Annotated in this window: 20 protein-coding genes; 14 read left to right on the top strand and 6 right to left on the bottom strand. The window is 74.2% G+C overall.

Annotated elements, in window-relative coordinates; genetic code table 11:
* The first annotated feature begins 85 nt into the window (after nt 1-85).
* Nucleotides 86-529, top strand: a complete 444-nt coding sequence (locus IG05_RS0102170; RefSeq protein ID WP_030338603.1) for an ATP-binding protein — start codon at nt 86-88, stop codon at nt 527-529.
* A 146-nt stretch (nt 530-675) separates the two neighbouring features.
* On the opposite strand, the gene IG05_RS0102165 is transcribed toward IG05_RS0102170, so the two are convergent.
* Both IG05_RS0102165 and IG05_RS0102160 read right to left on the bottom strand, forming a co-directional pair.
* On the bottom strand, nt 676-1,716 hold the full coding sequence (locus IG05_RS0102165) for a DUF2637 domain-containing protein (RefSeq protein ID WP_030338602.1): 1,041 nt from the start codon (nt 1,714-1,716) through the stop codon (nt 676-678).
* A 313-nt stretch (nt 1,717-2,029) separates the two neighbouring features.
* Nucleotides 2,030-2,872 carry a (2Fe-2S)-binding protein gene (locus IG05_RS0102160; protein ID WP_030338601.1) on the bottom strand — a complete coding sequence of 281 codons (843 nt, stop codon included), beginning with the start codon at nt 2,870-2,872 and terminating at the stop codon, nt 2,030-2,032.
* Between the two features lie 178 nt (nt 2,873-3,050).
* On the opposite strand from IG05_RS0102160, the gene IG05_RS0102155 reads away from it, so the two are divergent.
* A complete protein-coding gene (locus IG05_RS0102155) occupies nt 3,051-3,833 on the top strand; it encodes a GntR family transcriptional regulator (protein WP_030338600.1) in 783 nt (260 codons plus the stop codon).
* A gap of 110 nt (nt 3,834-3,943) precedes the next feature.
* Here the strand turns inward: IG05_RS0102155 and IG05_RS0102150 are convergent, their stop codons facing one another.
* A complete protein-coding gene (locus IG05_RS0102150; protein ID WP_030338599.1) occupies nt 3,944-4,708 on the bottom strand; it encodes a hypothetical protein in 765 nt (254 codons plus the stop codon).
* A gap of 176 nt (nt 4,709-4,884) precedes the next feature.
* Nucleotides 4,885-6,558, bottom strand: coding sequence for a PucR family transcriptional regulator (locus IG05_RS0102145; RefSeq protein ID WP_030338598.1), 1,674 nt, complete (start codon nt 6,556-6,558; stop codon nt 4,885-4,887).
* Between the two features lie 351 nt (nt 6,559-6,909).
* Between IG05_RS0102145 and IG05_RS0102140 the strand changes: the two genes are divergently transcribed.
* From IG05_RS0102140 to IG05_RS0102115, 6 genes are all read left to right on the top strand, one after another.
* Entirely contained in the window at nt 6,910-7,803 is an 894-nt protein-coding gene (locus IG05_RS0102140; protein WP_030338597.1) for an FAD binding domain-containing protein, read from the top strand.
* Nucleotides 7,803-8,438, top strand: a complete 636-nt coding sequence (locus IG05_RS0102135; protein ID WP_030338596.1) for a (2Fe-2S)-binding protein — start codon at nt 7,803-7,805, stop codon at nt 8,436-8,438. Before IG05_RS0102140 ends, IG05_RS0102135 begins: the two co-directional genes overlap by 1 nt.
* A gap of 2 nt (nt 8,439-8,440) precedes the next feature.
* Nucleotides 8,441-10,825: a xanthine dehydrogenase family protein molybdopterin-binding subunit gene (locus IG05_RS0102130; protein WP_030338595.1), complete on the top strand. Its 2,385-nt coding sequence runs from the start codon at nt 8,441-8,443 to the stop codon at nt 10,823-10,825.
* A 209-nt stretch (nt 10,826-11,034) separates the two neighbouring features.
* On the top strand, nt 11,035-12,489 hold the full coding sequence (locus IG05_RS0102125; protein ID WP_030338594.1) for an NCS2 family permease: 1,455 nt from the start codon (nt 11,035-11,037) through the stop codon (nt 12,487-12,489).
* Between the two features lie 43 nt (nt 12,490-12,532).
* Entirely contained in the window at nt 12,533-13,684 is a 1,152-nt protein-coding gene (locus IG05_RS0102120) for an XdhC family protein (RefSeq protein WP_030338593.1), read from the top strand.
* A 43-nt stretch (nt 13,685-13,727) separates the two neighbouring features.
* The gene (locus IG05_RS0102115; RefSeq protein WP_030338592.1) at nt 13,728-14,366 is read left to right on the top strand and encodes a LysE family translocator; all 639 of its coding nucleotides are present in this window, start codon (nt 13,728-13,730) and stop codon (nt 14,364-14,366) included.
* Between the two features lie 511 nt (nt 14,367-14,877).
* Here the strand turns inward: IG05_RS0102115 and IG05_RS0102110 are convergent.
* Nucleotides 14,878-15,318: an SRPBCC family protein gene (locus IG05_RS0102110; protein WP_030338591.1), complete on the bottom strand. Its 441-nt coding sequence runs from the start codon at nt 15,316-15,318 to the stop codon at nt 14,878-14,880.
* A 193-nt stretch (nt 15,319-15,511) separates the two neighbouring features.
* On the opposite strand from IG05_RS0102110, the gene IG05_RS0102105 reads away from it, so the two are divergent.
* Complete coding sequence (locus tag IG05_RS0102105; RefSeq protein WP_030338590.1) at nt 15,512-16,522, top strand: DUF2278 family protein; 1,011 nt, start codon at nt 15,512-15,514, stop codon at nt 16,520-16,522.
* A 13-nt stretch (nt 16,523-16,535) separates the two neighbouring features.
* Here IG05_RS0102105 and IG05_RS0102100 read toward each other — a convergent pair whose 3' ends face one another.
* Nucleotides 16,536-17,303, bottom strand: coding sequence for a polysaccharide deacetylase family protein (locus IG05_RS0102100; RefSeq protein ID WP_030338589.1), 768 nt, complete (start codon nt 17,301-17,303; stop codon nt 16,536-16,538).
* Between the two features lie 176 nt (nt 17,304-17,479).
* Between IG05_RS0102100 and IG05_RS0102095 the strand changes: the two genes are divergently transcribed.
* The 5 genes from IG05_RS0102095 (at nt 17,480) to IG05_RS0102075 (ending at nt 25,747) form a co-directional block, all read left to right on the top strand.
* On the top strand, nt 17,480-19,183 hold the full coding sequence (locus IG05_RS0102095) for a trypsin-like peptidase domain-containing protein (RefSeq protein WP_030338588.1): 1,704 nt from the start codon (nt 17,480-17,482) through the stop codon (nt 19,181-19,183).
* A 34-nt stretch (nt 19,184-19,217) separates the two neighbouring features.
* Entirely contained in the window at nt 19,218-21,491 is a 2,274-nt protein-coding gene (locus IG05_RS0102090; protein WP_030338587.1) for a serine/threonine-protein kinase, read from the top strand.
* 73 nt (nt 21,492-21,564) lie between these two features.
* The gene (locus IG05_RS0102085; protein WP_030338586.1) at nt 21,565-23,136 is read left to right on the top strand and encodes a VWA domain-containing protein; all 1,572 of its coding nucleotides are present in this window, start codon (nt 21,565-21,567) and stop codon (nt 23,134-23,136) included.
* 182 nt (nt 23,137-23,318) lie between these two features.
* On the top strand, nt 23,319-24,467 hold the full coding sequence (locus tag IG05_RS0102080) for a hypothetical protein (RefSeq protein ID WP_234335744.1): 1,149 nt from the start codon (nt 23,319-23,321) through the stop codon (nt 24,465-24,467).
* Nucleotides 24,468-24,505: 38 nt separating this feature from the next.
* A complete protein-coding gene (locus tag IG05_RS0102075; protein ID WP_234335743.1) occupies nt 24,506-25,747 on the top strand; it encodes an ABC transporter substrate-binding protein in 1,242 nt (413 codons plus the stop codon).
* Nucleotides 25,748-25,756: the final 9 nt, after the last annotated feature.

Genomic DNA, 25,756 nt, shown 5'->3' with positions numbered 1-25,756 from the left:
CCGTGAACGTGTTCGACCAGGAGGGGCAGGGACCGGCGGCGTGCGGGCGGGGGTCATGAAGAGGCAGGCACGAGGGGGCGGTCCCTTGACCGTAGGGGCCTTCTCGGCGACTACGGGGGAAGAGACCGACACCATCACGGAGCACGCGCGACGGCTGAGGCGCAGGCTGGTCAGGGCGGACCTCAGGGCGGTCCCGGAGACCCGCCGGGCGCTGCGCGAACTGCTGCGGCACTGGGGCAAGCCGGGCCGCTCGGAGATCGCCGAACTGCTCACCAGCGAACTCGTCACCAACGCACTCGTCCACACCGACGACGACGCCGTGCTCACGGCCGTCGTGGAGGACGGCGGCCTGCGCGTGGAGGTACGGGACTTCGTGGCCCGCAGACCCGAGCCGCGCGCGTGCGGCACGGACGACGACACCCACGGCCGGGGCCTGCTGCTCGTCCAGTCACTCGCCGACGCCTGGGGCGTACGGCCGCACGGGGTGGGCAAGTCGGTCTGGTTCCGGCTCGACGCCGAGGCGGCCTGACCGACGACCTCACGCCGGCGGCACGAACGGCGGTGGGCTCTCGTGGCGACGAACAGTGCTGCGCAGACGGGAACGGGGCGGACGGCGGGACCCGTGTGGTCGCGCCGTCCGCCCCGTCACCCCGGTCCCCGGGCGAAAGGCGGAGGTCAGCCGAACTGCTGCTCCAGGTCCTTGAGCTTGCGCTCCAGGGAGTCCAGGCGGGGCAGGGCCATGGTGTCGTCCTCGGCGGTGAGGTCGACGGTCACCGGTTCAGCCCCGGCGGGAACCCGCTGGAGGGAGGGCCGAGCGCGGACGGGCAGCGGCTCCGCGGTCGATATGGCAGGCTCCGCGGTCGCCGGCGCCGGTCCACGTTCCACCTGGACCTCGGTTTCCCGGCCGGTCCCCCGGCCCGCGAAGCCGCGGTGGCCCCGGCTGATCGCCTTCAGCCGGGCGCGCTCCACGCGCTGCTGGTCGCGCCGCCGGAGCCGGGTCTCGTCCTTCTGCCGCTTGTCCTCGCGGACCTCCTCGACGGCCTCGTCGAGGCTGCGCACGCCCTCCAGGAGCATCAGCGACCAGGCCCGGTAGGTCTCGCGGGGAGCCCGTACCCAGCGCACGATCCGGATCTGCGGCAGCGGACGCGGCACCAGGCCCTGCTCCCGCAGCGCGGCCCGGCGGGTCTGCTTCAGTGCCCGGTCGAACAGCACGGCGGCCGACAGCGACATGCCGGAGAAGAACTGCGGCGCACCGGCGTGCCCCGCGCCGCGCGGCGCGTGCACCCAGTTGAACCAGGCCGCGGCCGCCGCGAACAGCCAGACCAGTATCCGCGAACCGAGGGCCGCGTCACCGTGGCTCGCCTCGCGCACGGCGAGGACGGAGCAGAACATCGCCGCGCCGTCCAGGCCGAACGGCACCAGGTACTGCCAGCCGTCGGTCAGCCCGAGGTTCTGTTCGCCGAAGCCGACGAGGCCGTGGAAGGAGAGGGCCGCCGCCACCGCCGCACAGCAGAACAGGAGTACATAGGAGGCCGTGCCGTAGATGGCCTCCTTGCGTCTGCGGCGCTCCTCGCTGCGCTCCCAGGAGTCGTCCGCGCTCGCGTTCTCCCCGGAGGAGCGCTTGCCGCGCGCGAGCACCGCCACCGCCGCCAGCATGCCCAGGAGCAGTACGGCGCCCGGAAGCAACCAGTTCAGCGATATGTCGGTCAGTCTCATCAGGGGTCCCTTGCATGGGGATAGGGCGTAACGCCCGCCATAGTGGCCCACTCCCGAGGCCCCTCAGGGGGTTTCGGGGCAAGAGGCCGCCAAGAAGGTGCAAGGGGATGCCCAGGACGGCGTTCTGCTCGAACTGCCGCATGAGGGGCGGGAGTTGAGTTCGAATAAGACTACCCGTACGGATGGTTCCTCGGAAAGTTCCCGCGACGGGTGAGGGCTGTGTGCATCACGGTCGGCGGGCGGGTGCGGGGCGGGTGGCCCTGCGACGGGGATCCTAGCGGACGGGCGGGTGTGCTCCCGGCCTGCGGATCCCTCAAGCCGCCGTGGAAACAGTCGTGTTGACGATCGGCCGGCGGTCACAGGTGCGCGGGCAGCTGGCGCAGGTGTCCTCCGGGCGGACGGTGTAGAACATGCAGCAGCTCGTCCGGTCCCGGGTGTGCAGCGGTGCGCCGTCCGGCCCGGTCAGCGTCCGGAACCCCGCGGAACCGGTGTACGGCAGGGTCGCCCCCGGCAGCAGCAGCTCCAGCTCCCGCACGGCCCGCGCCGCCTCCCGCTCGCCGAACAGCCGGGCGACGTACCACAGCCCCTCCGCGACCTCGTCGGTCGCCATGCCCCACAGCGCGCGCCCGCGCCGCCGCATCCGCGGCCCGAAGGCGGCGAGCACCGGCTCCAGGTGCTCGGCCACGGCCGCCCGCACCTCGGCCCGCAGTGCCTCCTCGTCCGCCACGACCACCGTGCCGGGCAGCGCGGCGACCGGGTCGCCGGGGAGGCAGGCCACCCGGACGGGGCGGCGCACGGCCATCCGGCCGGCGGTGCGGTCGTAGGAGACGTGGGTCACGGGGAACCGGGGCACCCGGCGCCGCAGGAACCACGGGACGGTGATCAGCAGGCAGGCGGCCCAGGCGTAGCGGTGCAGACCGAAGCTCGCGACGACGTCCGGGCGGGCCGGGCGGCCGTGGTCCCGCACCACCTGGGCCGCGTCCCAGGCCAGGAAGGCGTCCAGCTCCGCGCCGCCCGCCGCGAGCCCGGCGGCGGCCGTCCAGCCCGCACCCGCGGGCGCCTCCTCGTCCGGTCCCAGCTCGGTCACGGCCAGCCCCGGGAAGGCCGTGGTGAGGCGGTCGTACGCAGCGGTGAGCGGCGTGGCCGCAGCGGGCATGGCGGAACCAGCCTCCTCGGACGCGTCCGCGGACGCGGACCGGATTGAACAGGTAAGCCTTACCTTACCCATGGTCTCCGGAGTTTGAAGTGCCGCCCGCTGCGCCTAAGGTGCTTGACGGACAAGCGACAACCCGTCGTTAATGACCCCAAGTGCCGACAAGCCGCCAGGAGGACCCGTGAAACAGGGCGTGCAGGGCTCCGCGGGGACGCCGGCCGCCGCCCGGGTGCCGGCGCAGCAGCGCCCGGCCGCCGACCGCGCACCGGGCCGGGAGCGGGACGCCGCGGTGCCGGACGCGGCGCGGGGCGAGCACACCCACGGCGAGCGCCCGGCGCCCGGGCCGCGGGCCGTGGTGCAGCGGTCCTCGGTGCGCGGGCAGATCCTGGACGCGCTGCGCACGGCACTGGTCACCGGTGAGCTGAAGCCGGGCGAGGTCTACTCGGCGCCGGTGCTCGGGGAACGCTTCGGCGTCTCGGCCACGCCCGTGCGGGAGGCCATGCAGCAGCTCGCGCTGGAGGGCGCCGTCGAGGTCGTGCCCAACCGCGGCTTCCGGGTGGTCGAGCGCGGGACGCGGGAGCTGGCCGAGCTGGCGGAGGTGCGCGCCCTCATCGAGGTGCCGGTGATGCTGCGGCTGGCCCGTACGGTGCCGGCCGAGCGGTGGGCCGAGCTGCGGCCGCTCGCGCAGGAGACGGTACGCGCGGCGGCCTCCGCCTGCCCGGCGGCGTACGCGGAGTCCGACCGGGCCTTCCACCGCGCGCTGCTCGGCCTGTCGGGCAACGGGCAGCTGGTCCGCATCGCCGAGGACCTGCACCGGCGGTCCCAGTGGCCCCCGGTGCGGCGCGGGCGGGCCGAGCTGCTCGCCGACGCGGCGGAGCACCTCGCGCTGCTGGACGCGCTGGCCGCCGGGGACCTGGACGGGGTGCGCAGACTCGTGGGCGGACATTTCGCCGGCGCGGGCTGAGTGCTGACGGGGGCGCCGCCCGGGGACCGGTCATCCCCCGGGCGCGGGTCCCTCGTGGCCGGTGAGCACCACGGGCCCGCGCCCGGCGACGGACCCCGGCCACCCTCCCCCTACGCCGTCGCCGCTCCCGGCGCGGGCGGTGCCAACTGTTGTGCCAGCCAGGTCGGCACACCCCCCAGCAGCCGGAACAGGCGGCGGGCCTCCTCGCGGAGGCGGGACGCCTCCGGTTCCTCCTCCGTGTCGGCCAGGGACACCAGCGCCGGCGCCGTGCCCACCAGGTAGCCCAACTCCTCCCGGATGCGCAGCGATTCGGCGAAACCGTGCCGCGCCTCCGTCAACTCCCCCTCCCGCAGCGCGAGTCCGGCCAGGTGGCGCCAGGTGAAGGACAGCAGCAACGGGTCGGCATCGGTCATCGCGGCGGCGTGCGCGCGCCGGAACGCGGCGCGGGCCGCCTGCGGGACGCCCGCCAGGTTCTGGGCCACCAGCCCGCGCCGGAAGTCCAGCAGGGCCCGCCCCGGAGCCCCCGGCGGGACCAGCGCCGCCGCCCTGCCCAGCGCGGCCCGCGCCTCGTCGGCCCGGTCGCGCACGCCCAGCAGGGTCGCGGCGTAGGCGAGGTAGCCGCGTTCGCAGGCGGCGGCCCCCCGCTCCTCGTCGCTGTGGGCCAGCGCCTCCGCCGTGCGCAGCGCGTCCTCCGCCTCCTCCCAGCCCCGCTCGGTGTACAGGCACCGTTCGACCAGCAGGGCGGCCCGCTGCAGCGCCGGGGCGGCACGGTCGGCGGGCAGCAGGGCCGCCGCGTCGGCCCAGCAGGCCCGGCTGCGCAACCGCCATACCGCGGTCTGGAGCGGATCGTCACCGGTGGTTCCGTTACCAGACATGGCGGTATGCGCCACGTTGCCCTCCCCGAGCGCGCCATCGAGCTGTTGAGTGGTGGCGGCATTCCAGCACCAATCGCGGTGCCCGGCCAAGAGGGTGGGTGAAAGAATTCACAAAGTAGGGGGCGCGGGCGTGACCGGTTCCGGCCCTCGCGCGCCCCCGCCGACCGCGTCTGACCTCAGCTCATGCGCAGGGCCAGGAAGAAGTCGAGCTTGTCCTCCAGGCGGGACAGGTCACGTCCCGTCAACTGCTCGATCCGCCCGACCCGGTAGCGCAGCGTGTTGACGTGCAGGTGGAGCCGGGTGGCACAGCGGGTCCAGGAGCCGTCGCAGTCGAGGAACGCCTCCAGGGTCGGGATCAGCTCGGCCCGGTGCCTGCGGTCGTAGTCCTTCAGCGGGTCCAGCAGCCGGGCGGTGAAGGCGCGCCGGACGTCGTCGGGGACGAACGGCAGCAGCAGCACGTGGCTGGCCAGTTCCTGGTGGCCGGCCGCGCAGACCCGGCCGGTGCGGGCGGCGGCGACCCGGCGGGCGTGCCGGGCCTCCTCCAGGGCGCCGCGCAGGCCCTCCGCCGAGTGCACGGCCGCGCTGACGCCGAGGGTGAGCCGGCCGTCGTCGTCGAGGCCCGCCGACAGCGGCTCGCGCACCGACTGCAGCAGCGCGTCGGCGAGCAGGCCGGTCTCCGAGCCGTCGTGCTCGGTGGCGACCGCGGGCAGCGGGACCAGGGCGATCGCCTCGTCGCCGGTGTGCGCGACGGCGATCCGGTCGGACGGCTCGGGGCCGGTCGCCATCGGGTCGACCAGCACCTCCTCCAGCAGGGACTGGGCGACCGGGCCGCCCTCGATCCCGTCCCCGTTCCACTCCACCCGGGCCACCACGACCTGCCAGTGCGGGGCCGCCCCGAGGCCGGGCAGCAGCACCGGCGCGGCCACCCGCAGCCGGGCGGCGATCTCGGCGGGCGCGGCGCCCGTCTGCACCAGCTCCAGCACCTCCTGGGCGAGCCGGCGCCGGACCGTGCGGGCCGCGTCCCGGCGGTCCCGCTCGACGGCGATCAGCTGGGTGACGCCCTGGAGCAGGTCCAGGCGCTCCCCGGGCCAGTCGCCGGCGTCGGCCTCCACCGCCAGCAGCCAGTCCGACAGGACCGTCTCGCGCACGTCGCGGGAGGCCTGCGGGGAGCGGCCGGAGGAGCGGATCGGGAAGAGCGAGTAGGTGGTGCCGTGCAGCTGCACCCGGTGCGGGCCGCGGCGGCCGGTGCGGGTGGCCGCCAGGTGCTCGGCGGCGAGCCGGCCGCAGGTCTCGGCGGGCAGCGCCGGGCCCGCGACCTTGGAGCCGGCGATCAGCCGGCCGGTGGGGGAGAGCACCCAGGCGCGCAGGTCCAGGTCGGAGCCGAGCAGGTCGAGCACCACGTCCGGGCCGCCGCCCGCCGGGCCCGAGGTCATCATCCGGCGGTGCCGGTCCACGACGGCCGCGAGGTCGCCGGCGCGCTCGCCGGAGACCTGCCGGACCACGTGCTCGGTGATGGTGGCGAACGCCACCGACTCGTGCACCGCGAACAGCGGCAGCCGGTGTCTGACGCAGGCCAGCACCAGGTCGTCCGGGATGTCGCCCAGCTCGGCCTCGCCGGCCGCGAGGGCGGCGACCCCGGCCTGCACCAGGAGCCGCACGAACGGCTCGGAGTCGTCGGCGTCCCGGCGCCAGGCCAGCCCGGTCAGCACCAGCTCGCCGCCGGAGAGGTAGCGGCTCGGGTCGCGCAGGTCGGTGGTCATGACCCCGCGGACCGTGCGGTCCAGCTCGTCCTCGCCGCCGAGCAGCCGCAGGCCCAGCGCGTCGGTGTCCAGCAGTGCGCGCAGCCGCATCTCGTCGCCGCCGTTCTTTGTCTCGAAACCTACGATGAATCTTGGAGGGGACCCGGGACGGGACCCGGTGACGGGCCGCACCGGCCGGAAACCGGGCTCGCCACGCCGTTACCTGCGTTTCCCGAGGAAAACGGAGAGGTTACCGATGACCTCCGTTCATACGAATCTACAAGATGCTCGCCCTGGCCAGCGAACTCCTTCATGGTTTCGGTGACTGACCCCGCCGGAGTACAGGGCGGTGTACTGAGGCCACTCCGCGTGAACAGCACATGAACGAGCCGGGCCCGCCGCACACGGATTGGCTCAATCTGCACGACTCCAAGAGCACTGAGACGAAGAAGAGAGCCGGTCATGGACTTCCTTCGCCCCGCCAGCTGGGAGGAGGCGCTCGCCGCCAAGGCCGAGCACCCCACCGCTGTGCCGATTGCGGGTGGCACCGATGTGATGGTCGAGATCAACTTCGACCACCGCCGGCCCGAGTACCTCCTCGACCTGAACCGCGTCGGAGACCTCTACGAGTGGGAGGTCGGCGAGGACACCGTACGGCTGGGTGCCTCCGTCCCGTACGCCCGGATCATGGAGCACCTCCGGGCCGAGCTGCCGGGCCTGGCGCTCGCCTCGCACACGGTCGCCTCCCCGCAGATCCGCAACCGCGGCGGCGTCGGCGGCAACCTGGGCACGGCCTCGCCCGCCGGCGACGCCCACCCCGCCCTCCTCGCGGCCGGCGCCGAGGTCGAGGTGGCGTCGGCGGCCCGCGGCACCCGGCTGATCCCGATCGACGCGTTCTACACGGGCGTCAAGCGCAACGCGCTCCAGCCCGACGAGCTGATCCGCGCCGTGCACGTCAAGAAGGCCGACGGCCCGCAGCAGTACTCGAAGGTCGGCACCCGCAACGCCATGGTCATCGCCGTGTGCGCCTTCGGGCTCGCCCTGCACCCGCGGACCCGGACCGTGCGCACCGGCATCGGCTCGGCCGCCCCCACCCCGGTACGGGCCGGGGCCGCCGAGGAGTTCCTGAACGCGGCCCTTGAGGAGGGCGGCTTCTGGGACAACGGGAAGATCATCACCCCGTCGGTCGCCAAGCAGTTCGCGGACCTGTGCTCGGCCGCCTGCAACCCGATCGACGACGTCCGGGGCACCGCGAGCTACCGCCGGCACGCGGTCGGCGTGATGGCCCGCCGGACGCTGACCTGGACCTGGGAGTCGTACCGCGGCGCCCGCCGCGCATCCGAGGGAGCTGCGTAATGCGTGTCAACTTCACCGTCAACGGACGTCCGCAGGAGGCCGACGACGTCTGGGAGGGCGAGTCCCTGCTGTACGTCCTGCGCGAGCGCCTCGGCCTGCCGGGTTCGAAGAACGCCTGCGAGCAGGGCGAGTGCGGTTCCTGCACGGTGCGCCTGGACGGCGTGCCGGTCTGCTCCTGCCTGGTCGCGGCCGGCCAGGCCGAGGGCCGTGACGTGGTGACCGTCGAGGGCCTCGCGGACTACGCCAGGCAGCGCGCCGAGGGCGGTTGCGCATCCGGCGCCTGCGGTACGACCGGTACGACGGGTACGACGGGTACGACGCTCCAGGACGCCCGGCTGGGGGTCCCCCCGGGCGAAGCCTGGGGGAGGCAGGCGAAGGGCACCGACTCGCAGACCGGCGAGGGCACCGGACTGTCGCCGATCCAGCAGGCGTTCATCGACGCCGGCGCCGTCCAGTGCGGCTTCTGCACCCCGGGTCTGCTGGTCGCCGCCGACGAGATGCTGGAGAAGAACCCCAACCCGACCGACGCGGACATCCGCGAGGCGCTGTCGGGCAACCTGTGCCGCTGCACGGGCTACGAGAAGATCATGGACGCGGTCCGCCTGGCGGCCGCCCGCCAGTCCGAGGAGGTCTGACGATGCCGACCAACGGCGCCCCTACGAAGATCACGCAGGGCTCGCAGACCAAGGGCGGCATCGGCGAGTCCACGCTCCGCCCGGACGGCACCCTGAAGGTCACCGGCGAGTTCGCGTACTCGTCCGACATGTGGCACGAGGACATGCTGTGGGGCCAGATCCTGCGCTCCACCGTCGCGCACGCCGAGATCGTGTCCATCGACACCTCCGAGGCCCTCGCCCTGCCGGGCGTGTACGCCGTCATGACGTACGACGACCTGCCCACGGAGGTGCGCAACTACGGCCTGGAGATCCAGGACACCCCGGTCCTCGCGCACGGCAAGGTACGCCACCACGGCGAGCCGGTCGCGATCGTCGCCGCCGACCACCCCGAGACCGCCCGCCGCGCCGCCGCCAAGATCAAGGTGGACTACAGGGAGCTGCCCGTCATCACCGACGAGGCCTCCGCGACCGCCCCGGACGCGATCCTCGTCCACGACGACCGCGACGACCACCACAGCGGGCACGTCCCGCACCCGAACATCGTGCACCGCCAGCCGATCGTCCGCGGCGACGTGGCGCAGGCCCGCCGGCGGGCCGACGTGATCGTCGAGGGCGAGTACACCTTCGGCATGCAGGACCAGGCCTTCCTCGGCCCCGAGTCCGGTCTCGCCGTGCCCGAGGAGGACGGTGGCGTCCACCTCTACATCGCCACCCAGTGGCTGCACTCCGACCTGCGCCAGATCGCGCCCGTCCTCGGCCTGCCCGAGGACAAGGTGCGCATGACGCTGGCCGGCGTCGGCGGCGCGTTCGGCGGCCGCGAGGACCTGTCGATGCAGATCCACGCCTGCCTGCTGGCCCTGCGCACCGGCAAGCCCGTGAAGATCGTCTACAACCGGTTCGAGTCCTTCTTCGGGCACGTCCACCGCCACCCGGCGAAGCTGTACTACGAGCACGGCGCCACCAGGGACGGCAAGCTCACCCACCTGAAGTGCCGGATCGTCCTGGACGGCGGCGCCTACGCCTCCGCCTCCCCGGCCGTCGTCGGCAACGCCTCCTCGCTGTCCGTCGGCCCGTACGTCGTGGACGACGTCGACATCGAGGCCATCGCCCTCTACACCAACAACCCGCCCTGCGGCGCCATGCGCGGCTTCGGCGCGGTCCAGGCGTGCTTCGCCTACGAGGCGCAGATGGACAAGCTGGCGAAGGAACTCGGCATGGACCCGGTGGAGTTCCGGCAGCTCAACGCCATGGAGCAGGGCACGATCATGCCGACGGGCCAGCCCGTCGACTCGCCCGCCCCCGTCGCCGAACTGCTGCGCCGCGTCAAGGCGATGCCCCTGCCGCCGGAGCGCCAGTGGGAGTCCAGCGAGGGGGCCGACGTACGGCAGCTGCCCGGCGGCCTGTCCAACACCACCCACGGCGAAGGCGTCGTACGGGGTGTGGGCTACGCGGTCGGCATCAAGAACGTCGGCTTCTCCGAGGGCTTCGACGACTACTCCACCGCCAAGGTGCGCATGGAGGTCGTGGGCGGCGAGCCGGTCGCGACCGTGCACACCGCGATGGCGGAGGTCGGCCAGGGCGGTGTCACCGTCCACGCGCAGATCGCCCGCACGGAGCTGGGTGTCGCCCAGGTGACCATCCACCCCGCCGACACGCAGGTCGGTTCGGCCGGTTCGACGTCCGCGTCCCGTCAGACGTACGTCACCGGCGGCGCCGTGAAGAACGCCTGCGAACTGGTCCGCGAGAAGGTCCTGGAGATCGGCCGGCGCAGGTTCGGCTCCTACCACCCGGCCTGGGCCACCGCCGAACTCCTGCTGGAGGGCGGCAAGGTCGTCACCGACGGCGGCGAGGTCCTCGCCGACCTGGCCGACGTCCTGGAGGGCGAGGCCGTGGAGGTCGAGGAGGAGTGGCGGCACCGGCCGACCGAGCCCTTCGACCTGCGCACCGGCCAGGGCCACGGACACGTCCAGTACTCCTTCGCCGCCCACCGCGCGGTGGTCGAGGTCGACACCGAACTCGGCCTGGTCAAGGTGATCGAGCTGGCCTGCGCCCAGGACGTCGGCAAGGCGCTCAACCCGCTCTCCGTCGTCGGCCAGATCCAGGGCGGTACGACCCAGGGCCTGGGCGTGGCCGTCATGGAGGAGATCATCGTCGACCCGAAGACCGCGAAGGTCAGGAACCCCTCCTTCACGGACTACCTGATCCCCACCATCCTCGACACGCCGACCATCCCGGTCGACGTGCTCGAACTCGCCGACGACCACGCCCCCTACGGGCTCCGTGGCATCGGCGAGGCCCCGACCCTGTCGTCCACCCCGGCCGTCCTCGCGGCGATCCGGAACGCGACCGGGCTGGAGCTCAACCGCACTCCGGTACGGCCCGAGCACCTCACGGGGACCGCGTAACACCCACCGCTCTCCGGGCGGCGCCGGGAACGTCACACACTCCACGCGCCGCCCGGAGGAACCCCCTTTGAGTTCCGCTCCGCTCGCGGTCCTTGAAGTACCAGGAAATTCGTTCGTCTCGGGCCGTCCCCCGGGTCGTCCATTCCCAAATCCCGTGCGCCGCAAGGACGGACGCGCGGGTGCCCCTGTGAACCTTGGGAGATGGCACCATGACCCAGCAGTCAGTGGAGCCGAGGACCGCAGCCGACGACGCCGGTGATGGCACCCGCGTCCCGGCCGGGCGGTCCTGGCTCGACCGGTACTTCCACATATCCAGAAGAGGATCCACGGTCGCACGAGAGGTGCGCGGCGGCATCACCACCTTCATGGCGATGGCGTACATCCTCCTGCTCAACCCCCTCATCCTGTCCGGCAAGGACGCGGCGGGGGACACGCTCGGCCAGAAGGCGCTCATCACCGCGACCGCGTTCGCGGCGGCCTTCACCACGCTGCTGATGGGTTTCGTCGGCAAGGTGCCGCTCGCCCTCGCCGCCGGCCTCTCCGTCTCCGGCGTCCTGTCCTCGCAGGTCGCCCCCGCCATGACCTGGCCGCAGGCCATGGGCATGTGCGTGATGTACGGCGTGGTCATCATGCTGCTGGTCGTCACCGGCCTGCGCGAGATGATCATGAACGCGATCCCGCTCGCGCTCAAGCACGGCATCACCATGGGCATCGGCCTGTTCATCGCCCTCATCGGCTTCTACAAGTCCGGCTTCGTGCACCAGGGCAAGGCCACCCCGGTCACCCTCGGCCCCGCCGGTGAACTCACCGGCTGGCCGGTGCTGCTCTTCGCCGGCACCCTGCTGCTGATCTTCATGCTCCAGGCCCGCAACGTCCCCGGCGCCATCCTCATCGGCATCGTCTCCGGCACGGTCGTCGCCGCCGTCCTCAACGGGCTCGGCGTCATCGCCCCCGAGGAGTGGGCCAACGGCGCGCCCGAGCTGCACGGCGCGGTCTCGATGCCCGACTTCTCGCTCTTCGGGCACGTCGAGTTCGGCGGCTGGGGCAAGGTCGGCGCGATGACGATCGGCATGATCGTCTTCACCCTGGTGCTCGCCGGCTTCTTCGACGCGATGGCCACCATCATCGGCGTCGGCACCGAGGCGAACCTCGCCGACGACAAGGGACGGATGCCCGGCCTGTCCAAGGCGCTGTTCATCGACGGCGCCGGCGGCGCGATCGGCGGTGTGGCGGGCGGCTCCGGCCAGACGGTGTTCATCGAGTCGGCCACCGGCGTCGGCGAGGGCGCCCGCACCGGTCTCGCCTCCGTCGTCACCGGCCTGTTCTTCGCGGCCTGCCTGTTCTTCACGCCGGTCACCGCGATCGTCCCGCAGGAGGTCGCCTCCGCCGCCCTGGTCGTCATCGGCGCCCTGATGCTGATGAACGCCCGGCACGTGGACTGGGCCGACCGCGCGACCGCCGTCCCGGTCTTCCTGACCGTCGTCCTGATGCCGTTCACGTACACCATCACCACCGGTGTCGCCGCGGGCGTCATCTCCTACGCCGCCATCAAGGCGGCCCAGGGCAAGGCCCGCGAGATCGGCGCCTTCATGTGGGGTTTGACGGTCGTGTTCCTCGTCTACTTCGCCCTTCACCCCGTCGAGGGCTGGCTGGGCGTCCGCTAGCCCCCGCCGCAGTCCTTCCCGCAACGCGTTAGGAGACCGACAGATGCTGGACATCGCCGAGGAGCTGGACCGGTGGGCCGAGCAGGGCCGTGACTTCGCCGTCGCCACCGTGGTGGCCGTCGGCGGCAGCGCCCCGCGCCAGCCCGGCGCCGCCCTCGCGGTGGACGCCGACGGCACGGCGATCGGCTCGGTCTCCGGCGGGTGCGTGGAGGGCGCCGTGTACGAGTTGTGCCGGCAGGCGCTGGAGGACGGCGAGACCGTCCTGGAGCGCTTCGGCTACAGCGACGAGGATGCCTTCGCCGTCGGCCTGACCTGTGGCGGCGTCATCGACATCCTCGTCACCCCGGTCCGGACGGACGGTCCCGCCCGGCCGGTGTTCGCGACCGCGCTGGCCGCCGCCGCCCGTGGGGAGGCGGCGGCGGTCGCGCGGATCGCCGAGGGCCCGGCACAGCTGCGGGGCCGGGCCCTGCTGGTCCGCCCGGACGGCTCGTACGACGGCGGTTTCGGCGCCCACCCCGGACTGGACCGCACGGTCGCCGCCGAGGCCGGCGCCTTCCTGGACGCGGGCCGCACCGGCACGCTGGAGATCGGTGAGCAGGGCTCGCGCTGCGGCGCCCCGCTCACGGTCCTGGTGGAGTCCTCCGTCCCCGCGCCCCGGATGATCGTCTTCGGGGCGATCGACTTCGCCTCGGCACTGGTCCGGATCGGCAAGTTCCTGGGCTACCACGTCACCGTGTGCGACGCCCGCCCGGTGTTCGCGACGCGCGCCCGCTTCCCCGAGGCCGACGAGATCGTCGTGCAGTGGCCCCACGAGTACCTGGAGCGGACCGCGGTGGACGGCCGTACCGTCCTGTGCGTCCTCACCCACGACGCCAAGTTCGACGTACCGCTGCTGAAGCTGGCGCTGCGGCTGCCGGTCGCCTACGTCGGCGCGTTGGGCTCCCGCCGTACCCACCTGGACCGGGGGGAACGCCTGCGCGCGGTCGGCGTCAGCGAGCTGGAGCTGGCCCGGCTGCGTTCCCCGATCGGCCTCGACCTCGGCGCCCGGACGCCCGAGGAGACGGCGCTGTCCATCGCGGCGGAGATCGTCGCGAGCCGGCGCGGCGGCAGCGGGGTGTCGCTGACGGGCGCGCACACCCCCATCCACCACGACACGGCCGCGCTGCGGGCATCGCGGATCGGGTCGGTGGCCTGAAAAGGGTTTGCCCGCCGTCCGCGCCGCTGTGTTCCATGACGGCATGGTGTCCCCCGACCGGCTGGCGGCCTTCGCGGCCCTGTCCTTCCTGCTCATCGTGGTCCCCGGCCCCAGCGTCCTGTTCGTGATCGGCCGGGCCCTGGCGCACGGCCGCCGGGCCGCGCTGACCACCGTCGCCGGCAACACGCTCGGCGCGTACGTGCTCGTCGCGGCCGTGGCGCTCGGTGTCGGAGCGGTCGTCGAGCGCTCGGTCCTCGTCTTCACCGCCCTGAAGCTCGCCGGGGCGGCCTATCTCGTGCACCTCGGTGTCAGGGCGTGGCGGCAGCGCGGCTCGCTGCGAGCCGCCGTCGCGGAGTCCGGCCCCGCGCACGGCAGCCTGCGCACCCTGGGGGAGGGGTTCGCGGTCGGCGTGGCCAACCCCAAGACCATGGTGTTCTTCGCCGCCGTGCTGCCGCAGTTCGTGGACCGTGCGCAGGGGCACGTCCCGGCGCAGCTGCTGCTGCTCGGGCTGGTCTTCAACACCATCGCGCTGATCTCCGACGGCATCTGGGGCCTCGCCGCCTCCTTGGCCCGCGACTGGTTCGCCCGTTCCCCCCGCCGCCTGTCCGCCGTCGGCGGCGCGGGCGGCCTGACGATGATCGGCCTGGGCGTGACGGTGGCCCTGACCGGCCGCAAGGACTGAACCCCGCCCGGCGGGGGCCCGGGGCTCGGTCCGGTGTTTCCGCCCGCGCCCGTTCCGCGCTCCCGGTCGCACCCGCCCGGCGTGTCCCGGCGTCCGCCCACGGCGTCCCGGCGGTCGCCCGGTTGTGGCCGGGCGGTGTGTCTCGGCGTCCGCCCATGGCGTCCCGGTGGTCGCCCGGTTGTGGCCGGGCGGTGTGTTCCGGCGTCCGTCCATGGCGTTCCGGTGGTCGCCCGGTTGTGGCCGGGCGGTGTGTTCCGGCGTCCGTCCACGGCGTCTCGGTGGTCGCCCGGTTGTGGCCGGGCGGTGTGTTCCGGCGTCCGTCCATGGCGTTCCGGTGGTCGCCCGGTTGTGGCCGGGCGGTGTGTCCCGGCGTCCGCCCATGGCGTCCCGGCGGTCGCCCGGTTGTGGCCGCCCGGCGCTGCTGTGCGCGCCGGCTCGGCGCTCCCGGCCGTGCCCGCGCGGCGCTCCCGGTCGTGGCCGCCCGGTGTTCCGGTCGCCGGGCGGCCCCTGTTCAGGCCCGGCTGAGCAGGTGGTCGGCCGCGTGGCCGAACAGGTGGTGGGAGGCCGACTTCAGGGCGGGGTCGAAGGCGGAGGGCAGGAAGCGTACCCGTAGCTCCTCGCGCCAGACCACGCGGCTGTGGCCCCCGGGGCCCGGGTGGACCTCGATCTCCGCCCAGCCGAGGACCACACGGCCGCGCTTCTCCAGGCGGCACAGGCCGGCCTCACCGCCGGCCGGCGGACGCCAGAGAGTCACCTCCATGACGTCGTCCACGGCGAGCGGCCCGACCCCCGACCTGGCCACGAAGCGCGTGCCCGTGCGGGTCGGCGCGGGCGTGAGCACCCTGATCCGGGTCAGCGGCACCGCGTCGGCGTGGCGGGGCCAGTCCGTGAGCCGGCGCCAGGCCTCCTCGGGCGGGAGGGGTGCCGTACGTTCGAAAGAGATGGTGGGCACGGCACGATCGTAGGCAATGCGCGCCGGTCACCCGCGTGTTCGGCGACCCGCCGCGCCGCCCGCATAGCGGGTGCCGCCGGGCGGACGTATCCTTGAACCGTCGGTGCGCGGCGCGGCGCGACACATATCCTGCTTCCGGCCTTCCTGTCACGGGGCGGGCAATTCGCCTGCCGCACGGGGGAGTTGATCCATCATGCCGTTGAAGACCTACGGCGTTCTGAGCGCCCGCGCCGTCGACACCCGGCGCGAGGGTGCGAGCCACACACCGCACTACCAGATCCACCTCACGGACGACCAGGGCACGCACTACCGCGCGGCGGTGAACGTGCTGTCGCAGGAGCAGCCTTCCGAGCTGCTCTACCTGGTCGCCGACGACTTCCGGCACCCGCTGACCGCCCGCCTGGAGGACCTGTCCAGCGGCTGGAACACCCTGCCGTCCGGCCCCGGCGGCCCGAACCTCGACTTCGTGCGCGGCAACCTCTTCGACCCGGCCGGGATGCGCTCGCTCCCGCCGGACGTCGTCGGCCCCGACAACGACCTCGCCGACCTCCTCGACCACTACGTACAGCGCGCGGTGGCCGACCCGGCGGCCCGGCTGTACGTCTTCGGCTCCCGCTTCGGCCCCGAACCCGGCGTCAAGGACAAGGTGTTCGGATTCCTGCCCGGCAACGGCGTGCACGACGTCCACATGAACCAGGGCAACAGCCACCGGTTCCGCGGCGACGACGGCGTGTGGCAGGACGGCGGGTTCCTGCTGCGCTTCCCCGGCCAGTCCCGCTGGGTCGGCATCTTCCTGGCCTTCCAGAGCCAGTCCTGGCACACCGACGACACCACCGGGCACACCCTGGAACACGTCGACGGCACCCGGCCCACGCCCGCCGTGCGGCCGGTGCGGATCGTCGCGGCGCTGGTCGACCCGGCCGGCCCCGCTGCCGGCGCGGAGACCGTCACCCTGCTCAACGCCTCGGCGGACCCCGTCGACCTGACCGGCTGGCGCGTCGTGGGCCGCCTCGGCCACGGGGCACCGGTCCAGGCCGCGGGCCCGCTCGCGCCCGGTGCCTGCCTCACCGTGCCGCTCGGCGCCGAGGCCCGGCTCGGCGACCACGGCGGGGAGCTGTCCCTGCTGGACGCGGCCGGCCTGAAGGTCCACGGCGTCTCCTACACCGCCGAACAGGTGCGCGAGGGCTGGACGGTGGTGTTCTGAACGGCCCGGGCGGCTACGGGCGGTACACCTTGCCGGGTTCCGCCCGGCCCGGCGCCAGCAGCTGGGGAACCGTCACGAACACGTAGCCGCGCGCCTTCAGCGCGTCGATGATGCCGGGCACGGCCGGTACGGTCCCGGGATAGATGTCGTGCAGCAGGATGATCCCGTCCCGGGACGACTGGTCGAGGACGCGCTTGGTGATGAGGGCCGAGTCGTCGGTCGTGTAGTCCTTGGCGGTCACGCTCCACAGCACCTCCGCCAGGCCCAGCTCCTTGCAGATCCGGTGCACATCGGCATCGGTACGGCCCTGCGGCGGGCGCATCAGCGTCGGCTTGCGCCCGGTGAGCCGTTCGATCGCGTCGTCGGGCCGCTTCAGTTCCTCGCGTATCTGCGCGTCGGATATCCGGGTGAGGATCTTGTGGTCCCAGGTGTGGCTCGCCACCTCGTGCCCCTCGGCCGCCATCCGCTTCACCAGCTCCGGGTACTTCTCGATGTGCCGCTTGCCGAGCAGGAAGAAGGTGGCCGGGACCTTCTTCTCCTTCAGGATGTCCAGCAGCCGCGCCGAGTTCTCGCTGGGGCCCGCGTCGAAGGTGAGCGCGATGCACTTGGCCTCGCGGCAGTCGACGGTCCCGAACTTCGCCGGCGCACCGTGCGCCGCCGCGGCGCGTGCGGTGCTGGGCGCGGTCGTGTCGACCTCGGCGCAGCCGGTCAGCGCCAGGGCCAGGCAGGCCGCGGCGGACGCGAGCGCCCATCCGCGGAACCTGCGGCCCGTTGTGCGCATCTTCCTGGTCGAGTGCGCGGGCGTCGAAAACGTGTCCGTCGATAGAGGCATGCCGGGACTATACACCGCGTGTATAGCGCACGTGTTCGAATATGCGGGACGGTGAACACAGCCGTCCGCAACGTCCCCGTGCACACCAGTGGTACCGAGCGGGTACGCGGAGTAACCTCGGGACCATGACGCGCACGGGGGAGCGAGTCGTCGCATCGCGCTTACGCACACCGCCCTGGATCGCCCGCATCGAGACACCGGACGGGCGCGTCCTCGGCGCGGGCGTCCTCCTCGCCCCCGAACGCGTGCTCACCGCCGGCCACGTCGTCAGCCCCGGCCACCGCTACACCGTCCGCCTGGTCGGCGTTCCCGGCCTGGACGCCGTGGCCGCCACCGTCCGGCCCGAAGAACACGTGCCCCAGCGCGAGGACACCTTCGGCGACCGCAGCGGCGACCTCGCCCTGCTCCGCCTGGCCGCACCGCTGCCCGCCGCCCACACCACCCGGCTCTACCGGCTCGCCGCCCCGCACGGACCCGTCAGCATGTACGGCTTCCCGGACGGCGACGACGGCGGACGCTGGCACGGCGCCACCCTGGTCGCCGCCCGTGGCCGGGACAGCCAGGTCCAGCTGCGCCCGCTCAGCCCCGGCGAACTCGCCGCCCCCGGCTTCAGCGGCGGCGGTGTCGTCGACCACGCCACCGACCAGGTCATCGGCATCGTCCTGAGCGTCGACGAGGGACCCGGATCCGCCTTCAGCTACATGAGCCCCACCGAGACCATCCTCAGTCATCTGCCGCAGGCCGCCGCCTGGACCGACGGCGCCGAGGCCGTCGACCCCCGGCTGCGCACCGGCACCGGCCCCGCCGCCGGCCGGCTCGACGTCCCCTTCGCCACCGAACTCGCCTCCTGGTTCCGCGGCGAGGGCTGGCCGGTGCTCGTCACCGTCGTCCCCGCCCGCGGCGACCGCGCCTGGACCCTGCAGCGGGCCGTCACCCTCGCCGACCGCGAACTGCGCACCCACCGCAACACCAGCGCCGTCAGCCACGACCCGCCCGAGACCGTGCCCCCCGCCGGCGCCCACGACCTCGCCCTGGACGTGCAGGGGCTGACGGCCGCCGAGGTCATGGACCGCATCGCCGAACGCCTCGGCATCCGCGACGACCCCCGGCCCGAACGGCTCGGCACCCTGCGCGTCCCGCTCGCCGCCGTACTCGTCGCCGTGGACCGGGCCGCCGACCCCGACGCCCTGCTCGCCCTGCTGGACCGGCTCGCCCGCGAGGGCGCCCGGCTGCTGCTCGCCTTCCGCGGCCCCGGCGGACCCGCCATCCGGGCCGCCGACACCCTCGTCCACCGCCCGCTGCGCGACCGCTGGACCCGCCTGCACGCGGAACTCGACCGGATCACCGACGAGTTGGGGCCCGCACTGGAGGACCGCCGGCACCGGGTGCTGCCCGCGCCCGGCAGCCGCGCGCTGCTCGCACAGGCCGAGGCCGGCGTACGGCGCAGCCGGATCATGCGCGCCTGGATCGCACACGCCCCCGGCCAGGAGCACGAACCCGCCCGCGCCGCACTGCTGTTCACCTTCGAGGCGGCCGCCGGCCGCCGCCGGCGGCGCCTGGAGAGGGCCATCGGCCTGCTCGACGACCGGCTGCGCCGCCGCGAGGAACTCCTCGGCCGCGTCGGCGCCGAGTGGCCGCTGTGCCGGCAGCGGGCCGCCGCGCACGGCGACCGGGTCGTGGCCGCGTACCGGCTCTACGAACACGCCATGTCACAGCTGCGGCAGACCCCCTGCGACATCGAGCGGGCCGAGTCCGCCACCGAACGGTTCGTCGGCTTCTGCTCCACCCCCGCGACCACGGTCACGCCCGAAGAGGAGGGCGCCTCGTGAGCCGGCGCAGCGTGTCCGCCAAGGAGGGCGCCTCGTGATCTCGTGTCTGCGGCCCGGCTGTGCCGGACGCATCATGGGGACCGGTTACTGCGACACCTGCGGCCACCGGCACGTCGAGCCGCGCGCCGAAGCGCACACCGCGCCCCGGACCCGGCCCCCGGCCCGCGCCGACGAGGAGGCCCCCGGCCCGGCCGCCGTGCACGCCGTCGCCGGGGTCGGTGAACTCGACCAGCACGGGCTGGTCGTCCTGCCCGAGGTCCCCGTCCCCGACGACGTGCTCGTCGAGGACCCCCGCCCGCCCACCGGCGGCCGCCGCTGCGGCGCCGACGGCTGCACCATGACCATCGGCGTCGGCTACGGCGGCCAGCCCGCCCGCGCCACCGGCCGCTGCCCCCGCTGCGGCACGCCCTACTCCTTCCTGCCCCAGCTCGCCGGGGGCGACGTCGTCGCCGACCACTACAAGGTCCTCGGCTGCCTCGCCCACGGCGGCCTCGGCTGGGTCTACCTCGCCGAGGACACCCGCGCCGACGGCCACCGGGTCGTCCTCAAGGGCCAGATCAACGTGCACGACGCCCTCGCCCGCCGCACCGCCGTCGAGGAACGCCGCTCCCTCACCGACCTGCACCACCCCGACATCGTCCGCATCATCACCTACGCCGAACACCGGGCCGCCGGCCGCTCGCCCACCGGCTACCTGGTCATGGACTACATCGGCGGCCGCTCCCTGCAACAGCTCTTCGACGCCGACGACGCCGAACGGATCTTCCACGGCCGCCCCCGCCTCGACCACGTCCTCACCTACGGCTGCAAGATCCTCGGCGCCCTCCAGTACATGCACGAACGCGGACTGCTCTACTGCGACATGAAGCCCGCCAACGTCATCCACTTCGGCCGGGCCGTCAAGGTCATCGACCTCGGCGCCGTCCGCGCCATCGGCGACCGCACCTCCGCCTACGTCCACACGGCCGGCTTCGCCCCGCCCAAGGAGGAGATCGACCGGCGCGGCTGGCACGTCGACAGCGACCTCTACACCGTCGGCATGACCCTCCAGGCCCTGGCCCGCGGCACCGAACCCGCCCGCGGCCTCGCCCCCGACTCCTTCCGCCGCCTCATCGCCCGCGCCACCCACGCCGAACCCCGCGCCCGGTTCCGCTCGGCCGCCGAGATGTCCCGCCAACTGTGGGAAGTGCTGCGCGAGTTCCGCTCACTGCAGTTCGGCGAGCAGCTGCCGGAGAGCTCCACCCGGTTCCGCGCCTTCGGCGCCAGCCTCGACGCCGGACTCGGCGCCATCCCCGCCCTCGGCCACTGGACCGCCCGCCCCACCGGGCACCCCGCCGGCCTGGACGTCTCCCCGCCCGCCGCCGCCGAGGTGGCCGGCGCCCTGCCCGACCCGGTCCCCGACCCCGACGACGGCGCCGCCCTGCTGCTGGACACCTTCCCGCCCGACGCCCCCGACCGGGTCGCCCGGCAGTGGCCCCGCGAATCCCGCCTCGGCACCCCGGAGACCGCGCTGTGGCTGTGCCGGGCCTACCTCAGGAAGGGCGAGCAGCAGGCGGCGGAGAACTGGCTCGCCGAGGCCGAGACCCAGCTCGGCGAACGCGCCGCCCACGACTGGCGGATCGCCTGGCACCACGGCGTGCTGCACCTGAGCAAGGGCGAGGTGGAACCGGCCGGCGCCCGCTTCGACGCCGTCTACCGTGCCCTGCCCGGCGAGTACGTGCCCAAGCTCGCCCTCGGCTACTGCGCCGAACACACCGGCACCACGGCCGCCGACGGCAGCCGCCCCGCCCGGGCCATGCGCTTCTACGAAGCGGTCTGGAAACGGGACTCCGCGCACACCGCCGCCGCGTTCGGCCTCGCCCGCGGCCACCTGGCCGGCGGCGACCGGGACGCCGCCGTACACGTCCTGGACGAGGTGCCCGCCACCTCCCGGCACTACGACGCCGCCCGCATCGCGGCCGTCCGCATCCGCGCCGGCATCCTGCACGGCCACCCGCCCACCCCGGCCGGCCTGCGCGACGCGGCCCGGCGGCTGCCCGGGCTGCGCCTGGACGGCGGCGCCGTGAGCGGCGAGTCCCGGGCCCGGCTGGTCGCCGAGGTCCGCGAGAACACCCTGCACGGCCGGCCCGCCCCGGGCTGGGGACCGGACTTCCCGGCCGGGGACCTCCTCGGACCCGGGGACGAGGACGGCCTGCGCACCCGGCTGGAGCAGTCCTTCCGGCAGCTCGCCGCCCAGGCCCGCACCGCCGGGGAACACGGCAGGCTCCTCGATCTGGCCCACGCGGTGCGGCCCATGAGCACGTTCTGACCCCGCACGGCCCTCCGGGAGCAGCACGCCCGGAGGGGACGAACTTTCCGGACCCGCTTGGGAAGAGGCAGTGATGACCGTGGCCGAGGAGACCGAGGTGACCCTCGCGGTCGGCCAGCAGAAGGAACTGCCGGTCGAACCGGACCCGGCCGGCCGGCCCCCGGACCGGGAGATGCACGCCATCCTGGAGATCGGGGTCAGGGGCGGCCGCCCGGGACACACCGGCACGCCCGTGCCCGGCACCGGGCCCGCCCTCGCCGAGGTGCTGATCGTCGACACCTCCCGCTCCATGCTCCACCCCGCCGCCAAACTGCATGCCGCCAAGGACGCCACCGTCGCGGCGGTCCGGATGCTGCCCGACGGCACCGCGTTCGCCGTGCTCGCCGGCCGGTTCGACGCCACCCTGGTCCACCCCGGGCCCGGCAGCGCCGTCCTCGCCGTCGCCGGGGCCGCCGAACGCGCGGCCGCCGAACGGGCCGTACGGATCCTGGACGCGGACGGCGGCACCGCCATCGGCACCTGGCTCGACCTCGCCCGCCGGCTCCTGAAGGACCAGCCCGCCCCCGTCAAACACGTCCTGCTGCTCACCGACGGGCGCAACGAGCACGACCACCGGGCCGCCATGGCCCTGGACACCGCCCTCGACGCCTGCGAGGGCCGGTTCGTCTGCGACGCCTGGGGCATCGGCGACGACTGGGACGCCGAACTGCTGCTGCGCATCACCCGGCGGCTGCACGGCCGCGCCCGCGCCGTCCGCGCCGCGTCCGAACTCACCGCCGCCTACGAGGAACTGGTCGCCGGACTGCTCGGCACGGCGGTACCGGAACTGCGCATCCGGCTCACCCCCACCCCCGGCACCGTGATCCGCCAGGTCAAGCAGGTCGTACCGAACGAGCAGGAACTGCCCCCGGTCCCGGCCGGCCCCGGCGGACGCGGCGCCGAGTACGTCACCCGCGCCTGGGGCGAGGAGGTACGGCACTTCCAGGTCGTCCTCGGCGCCGACCCGACCGGCCGCGAGACCGGCGAGGACCTCCAGCTGGCCGCCGTCGAGATCGTCGTACCCGACTTCGGCCGGCCGGTACGGCTGCCCGCGCCGCAGCCCGTCCTGGTGCGCTGGACCGACAACCCGCTCGACGCCTCCCGCCGGCATCCCGGGGTCCGCCGGCACGAGCTGTACCAGCAGGCCGGCGCCGCCGTCGCCCACGCCTACCGGGCCTGGCTGCGCGGCACGGACGGCCGCGACACCGCGGACCGCGAACTCGCCCGCGCCCTCGCCCTGGCCGGCGAACTGGGCGACGCCCAACTGCTCGGCGCGCTCCGGCTGATCGAGACCGCGCCCGGCACCGGCCGGGTGCGCGGCGGCCTGAAGGACGTCGACTGGCAGCACCTGATCCTCTCCAGCGCCCTGACGACCCCACCGGAACCGCGGGCGCCCATCCCGCCGGCCCGGCCCCGGCCGGGCGGCCCAGGCACCGGCGGCGCTCCGCCCGGGAGCGCGGCCGCCCCGCCCGGTTCCGCCGGGCCCGCCGTCACGGTCCGCCCCGACGGGCTCGTCGAGTGCCCGGACTGCCGATGGCTCGGCCCGGCCGACTCCGTCTACTGCGGGGGCGACTGCGGACGGCTGCTGAGGGGGTCGCCCGCATGAGCACCGGCGGAGGTACGACACCGGGCGCGGGCGGAGGTACGCCAACGGGCGCGGGCGGAGGTAGGCCCCTTGGGCCGGCCCGTGGTGACGGTGGGCCCCTTGGGCCGGCCCGTGGTGACGGTGCGCCCTTCGGGCCGGCCCGTGGTGACGGTGCACCCCTCGGCCCGGGCCGTGGTGAGGGTGTGCCCCTCGGCCCGGCCCGCGGTGAGGGCGTGCCCCCCGGCCCGGGCCGCAGCGGGGGCGCGCCCCCAGGCACCGGAACCGGCACCCGTACGCATGCCCCCGCAGCGCCGCCCGTCCCGCCGCCGCACCCGCGCCTGCGTTCGCGCGCGACCGACCGCCGCACCCCCGGCGGGGCGCCCCGCCGCCTCGCCGGCCTGTTCGCCCGGCTGACCGGTGCCGGGCCGCGCCCGCCGGAGGGCGGCAGCACGACCGCCCACGACCTCGCCGTCCGCCACCGCCTGCTGCTGACCCTGTCGGCCCTGCTCACGCTGTCCCTCTTCGTGTCGTACCAGGGCGTGCACGCCGACGCGAACCCGCTGCGCACCTCCAGCGCCCCGTCCGTGCTGTCCCTCGACACCGCGCTGTACGCGCTCGGCCAGGCCCGGCAGGACGCCGGCGCGCCGGCCCCGACCAGCGACTTCCAGAAGCAGATCTCGGTCGCCGCACAGAGCCTGTCGGCCGCCGCCGCGGACGACGACCTCGGCGGACCGGCCGGCCGCCAGGCCCTCCAGACCATCGCCGGGCTGATCACCGTCTACGCCGTCAAGGTCCAGCAGTCACAGCTCCAGCCCGACGGCAGCGTGCTGCGGGAGGCCTACCTCAGCTACGCCACCAGCATCCTGACCGAAAAGGGCTCCGGGATACAGGACCGCCTGAGAGCCCTGCAACGCCAGCAGCGGGCCGCCGTGCACCGGCAGACCTCGTTCGGCCCGCTGCTCTGGCTCGCCTGGAGCGTCACCCTGCTGCTGGCCCTCGCCCTCGGCGCCGCGCTGCTGGAGACCCAGCTCTTCCTCCGGTACCGCTTCCGGCGCCGCTACAACCGCCGGCTCCTCGCCGCGCTCGCCCTGCTGACCGCGGGCTTCGCGGCCGCCGTGCTGTTCACCGCCTGGACCCAGCAGGGCATGACGGACACCCGGCACCTGCTCGACCGCCCGCTGCCCGGGCGGCTCATCCCCGACGCGGGGCGGGATACCGCCTCGTACCTGGCCCACACCGGCTTCCGCGCGGCGGCGGCGGTGTGGATCCTCATAGGAGGCGTCCTGCTCATGGCACTGGCCGAGACGGGCCTGCGGCGGCACATCGACGACTACCGGTTCAGGCCCCGGTGAGCGCCCGGCCCCGGCCTTCGCGCCGCCTGGTCCGCAGGGTGACGGTGCTGGCGAGCTGCCTGGCCCTGCTGGCGGCGGCCGTCGTGACGGGCGTACGCGCCCTCGGGAACGAGCCGACCGTCACGCTGCTGGCCAACTGGACGGGTGAGGACGAGAAGCACTTCCGTCAGGCGGTCATCGAGCCCTTCGAGCGGAAGTACCACATCCACGTCGACTACCAGGGCAGCAACGCCGAGAGCCAGGTGCTGGGCGCCGACGTCGAGGCCGGGACGCCGCCCGACGTGGTGGTGCTCACCGGCCCCGGCGAACTCGCCGAATACGCACGGCAGAAGCACCTCGCGCCGCTCGAACAGCTGGTGGACCCGAAAAACTTCGGGCCGTCCTGGGCCATGCCGCTCGCCGACGGGCACGTGTACTGGTTCCCGCTCAAGGCCGATCTGAAGAGCATCGTCTGGTACCCGGCCGACGTCGGGGAGCAGCAGCGCGGACGAGCCGTGCACCGGCCGGCCGAGTGGTGCGTCGGCATGGGCTCCGGCGCCACCAGCGGCTGGCCCGGCACCGACTGGATCGAGGACCTGCTGCTCCAGCGCTACGGCGCGCGGTTCTACGAGACATGGGCGCGCGGCGATCTGTCCTGGCAGTCCCCGCAGATGAAGGACGTGTGGAAGGCCTGGGGCCGGCTGGTCGGCGCCGGCGGCGACCGGGAGCTGGTCCGGCGGGCCCTGAAGACGCCGTACGGTGAGGCCTCACGGCCGGTGACCGCGAAACCGCGGGGCTGCACCCTGGAGCACCAGGCCTCCTTCATCCGCGGCCGGCCCGCCTGGCAGCGGGCCGACGGCCGCTACGCCCCCTCCGCCCAGCTCGTCCTGGGCGCCACCGGCAGCCACCCGTGGGAGGTCTCCGGCGACCTCGTCGCCCTGCTGCACGCCACCCCGGAGGCCAGGAAGCTCATCCGCCACCTGGCCTCCGCCGACGCCCAACGGGCCTGGAGCGACGAGGAGTCCGGCTTCTCCGTCCACACCGGCGTCCGACCCGGTGCCGGCGGCACCGGGCCCGACTGGCGCCGCTCCCTGGCCCGCACCCTGCGCGACCCGCACGAGGTGCACTGCTTCGACGCCTCCGACGCGATGCCGCCCGCGGTCCGTGACGCGTTCGCCGAGGCCACCATCGAGTTCCTCGCCGACCCCGGCCACCTGGACGCCCTCCTCCGCTCCCTGGACACCCTCAGCACCACCTCCGACCTGACCTGGCTGCCGTCGGTGTGCGACCGGACGCCGTGAGGCGCAGCC

Origin of the sequence: Streptomyces sp. NRRL S-1022 (assembly GCF_000720135.1) — a bacterium.
GTDB lineage: Bacteria > Actinomycetota > Actinomycetes > Streptomycetales > Streptomycetaceae > Streptomyces.
Note: the sequence above shows the minus strand (reverse complement) of the source record. Positions and strands in the feature narration are given on the sequence as shown.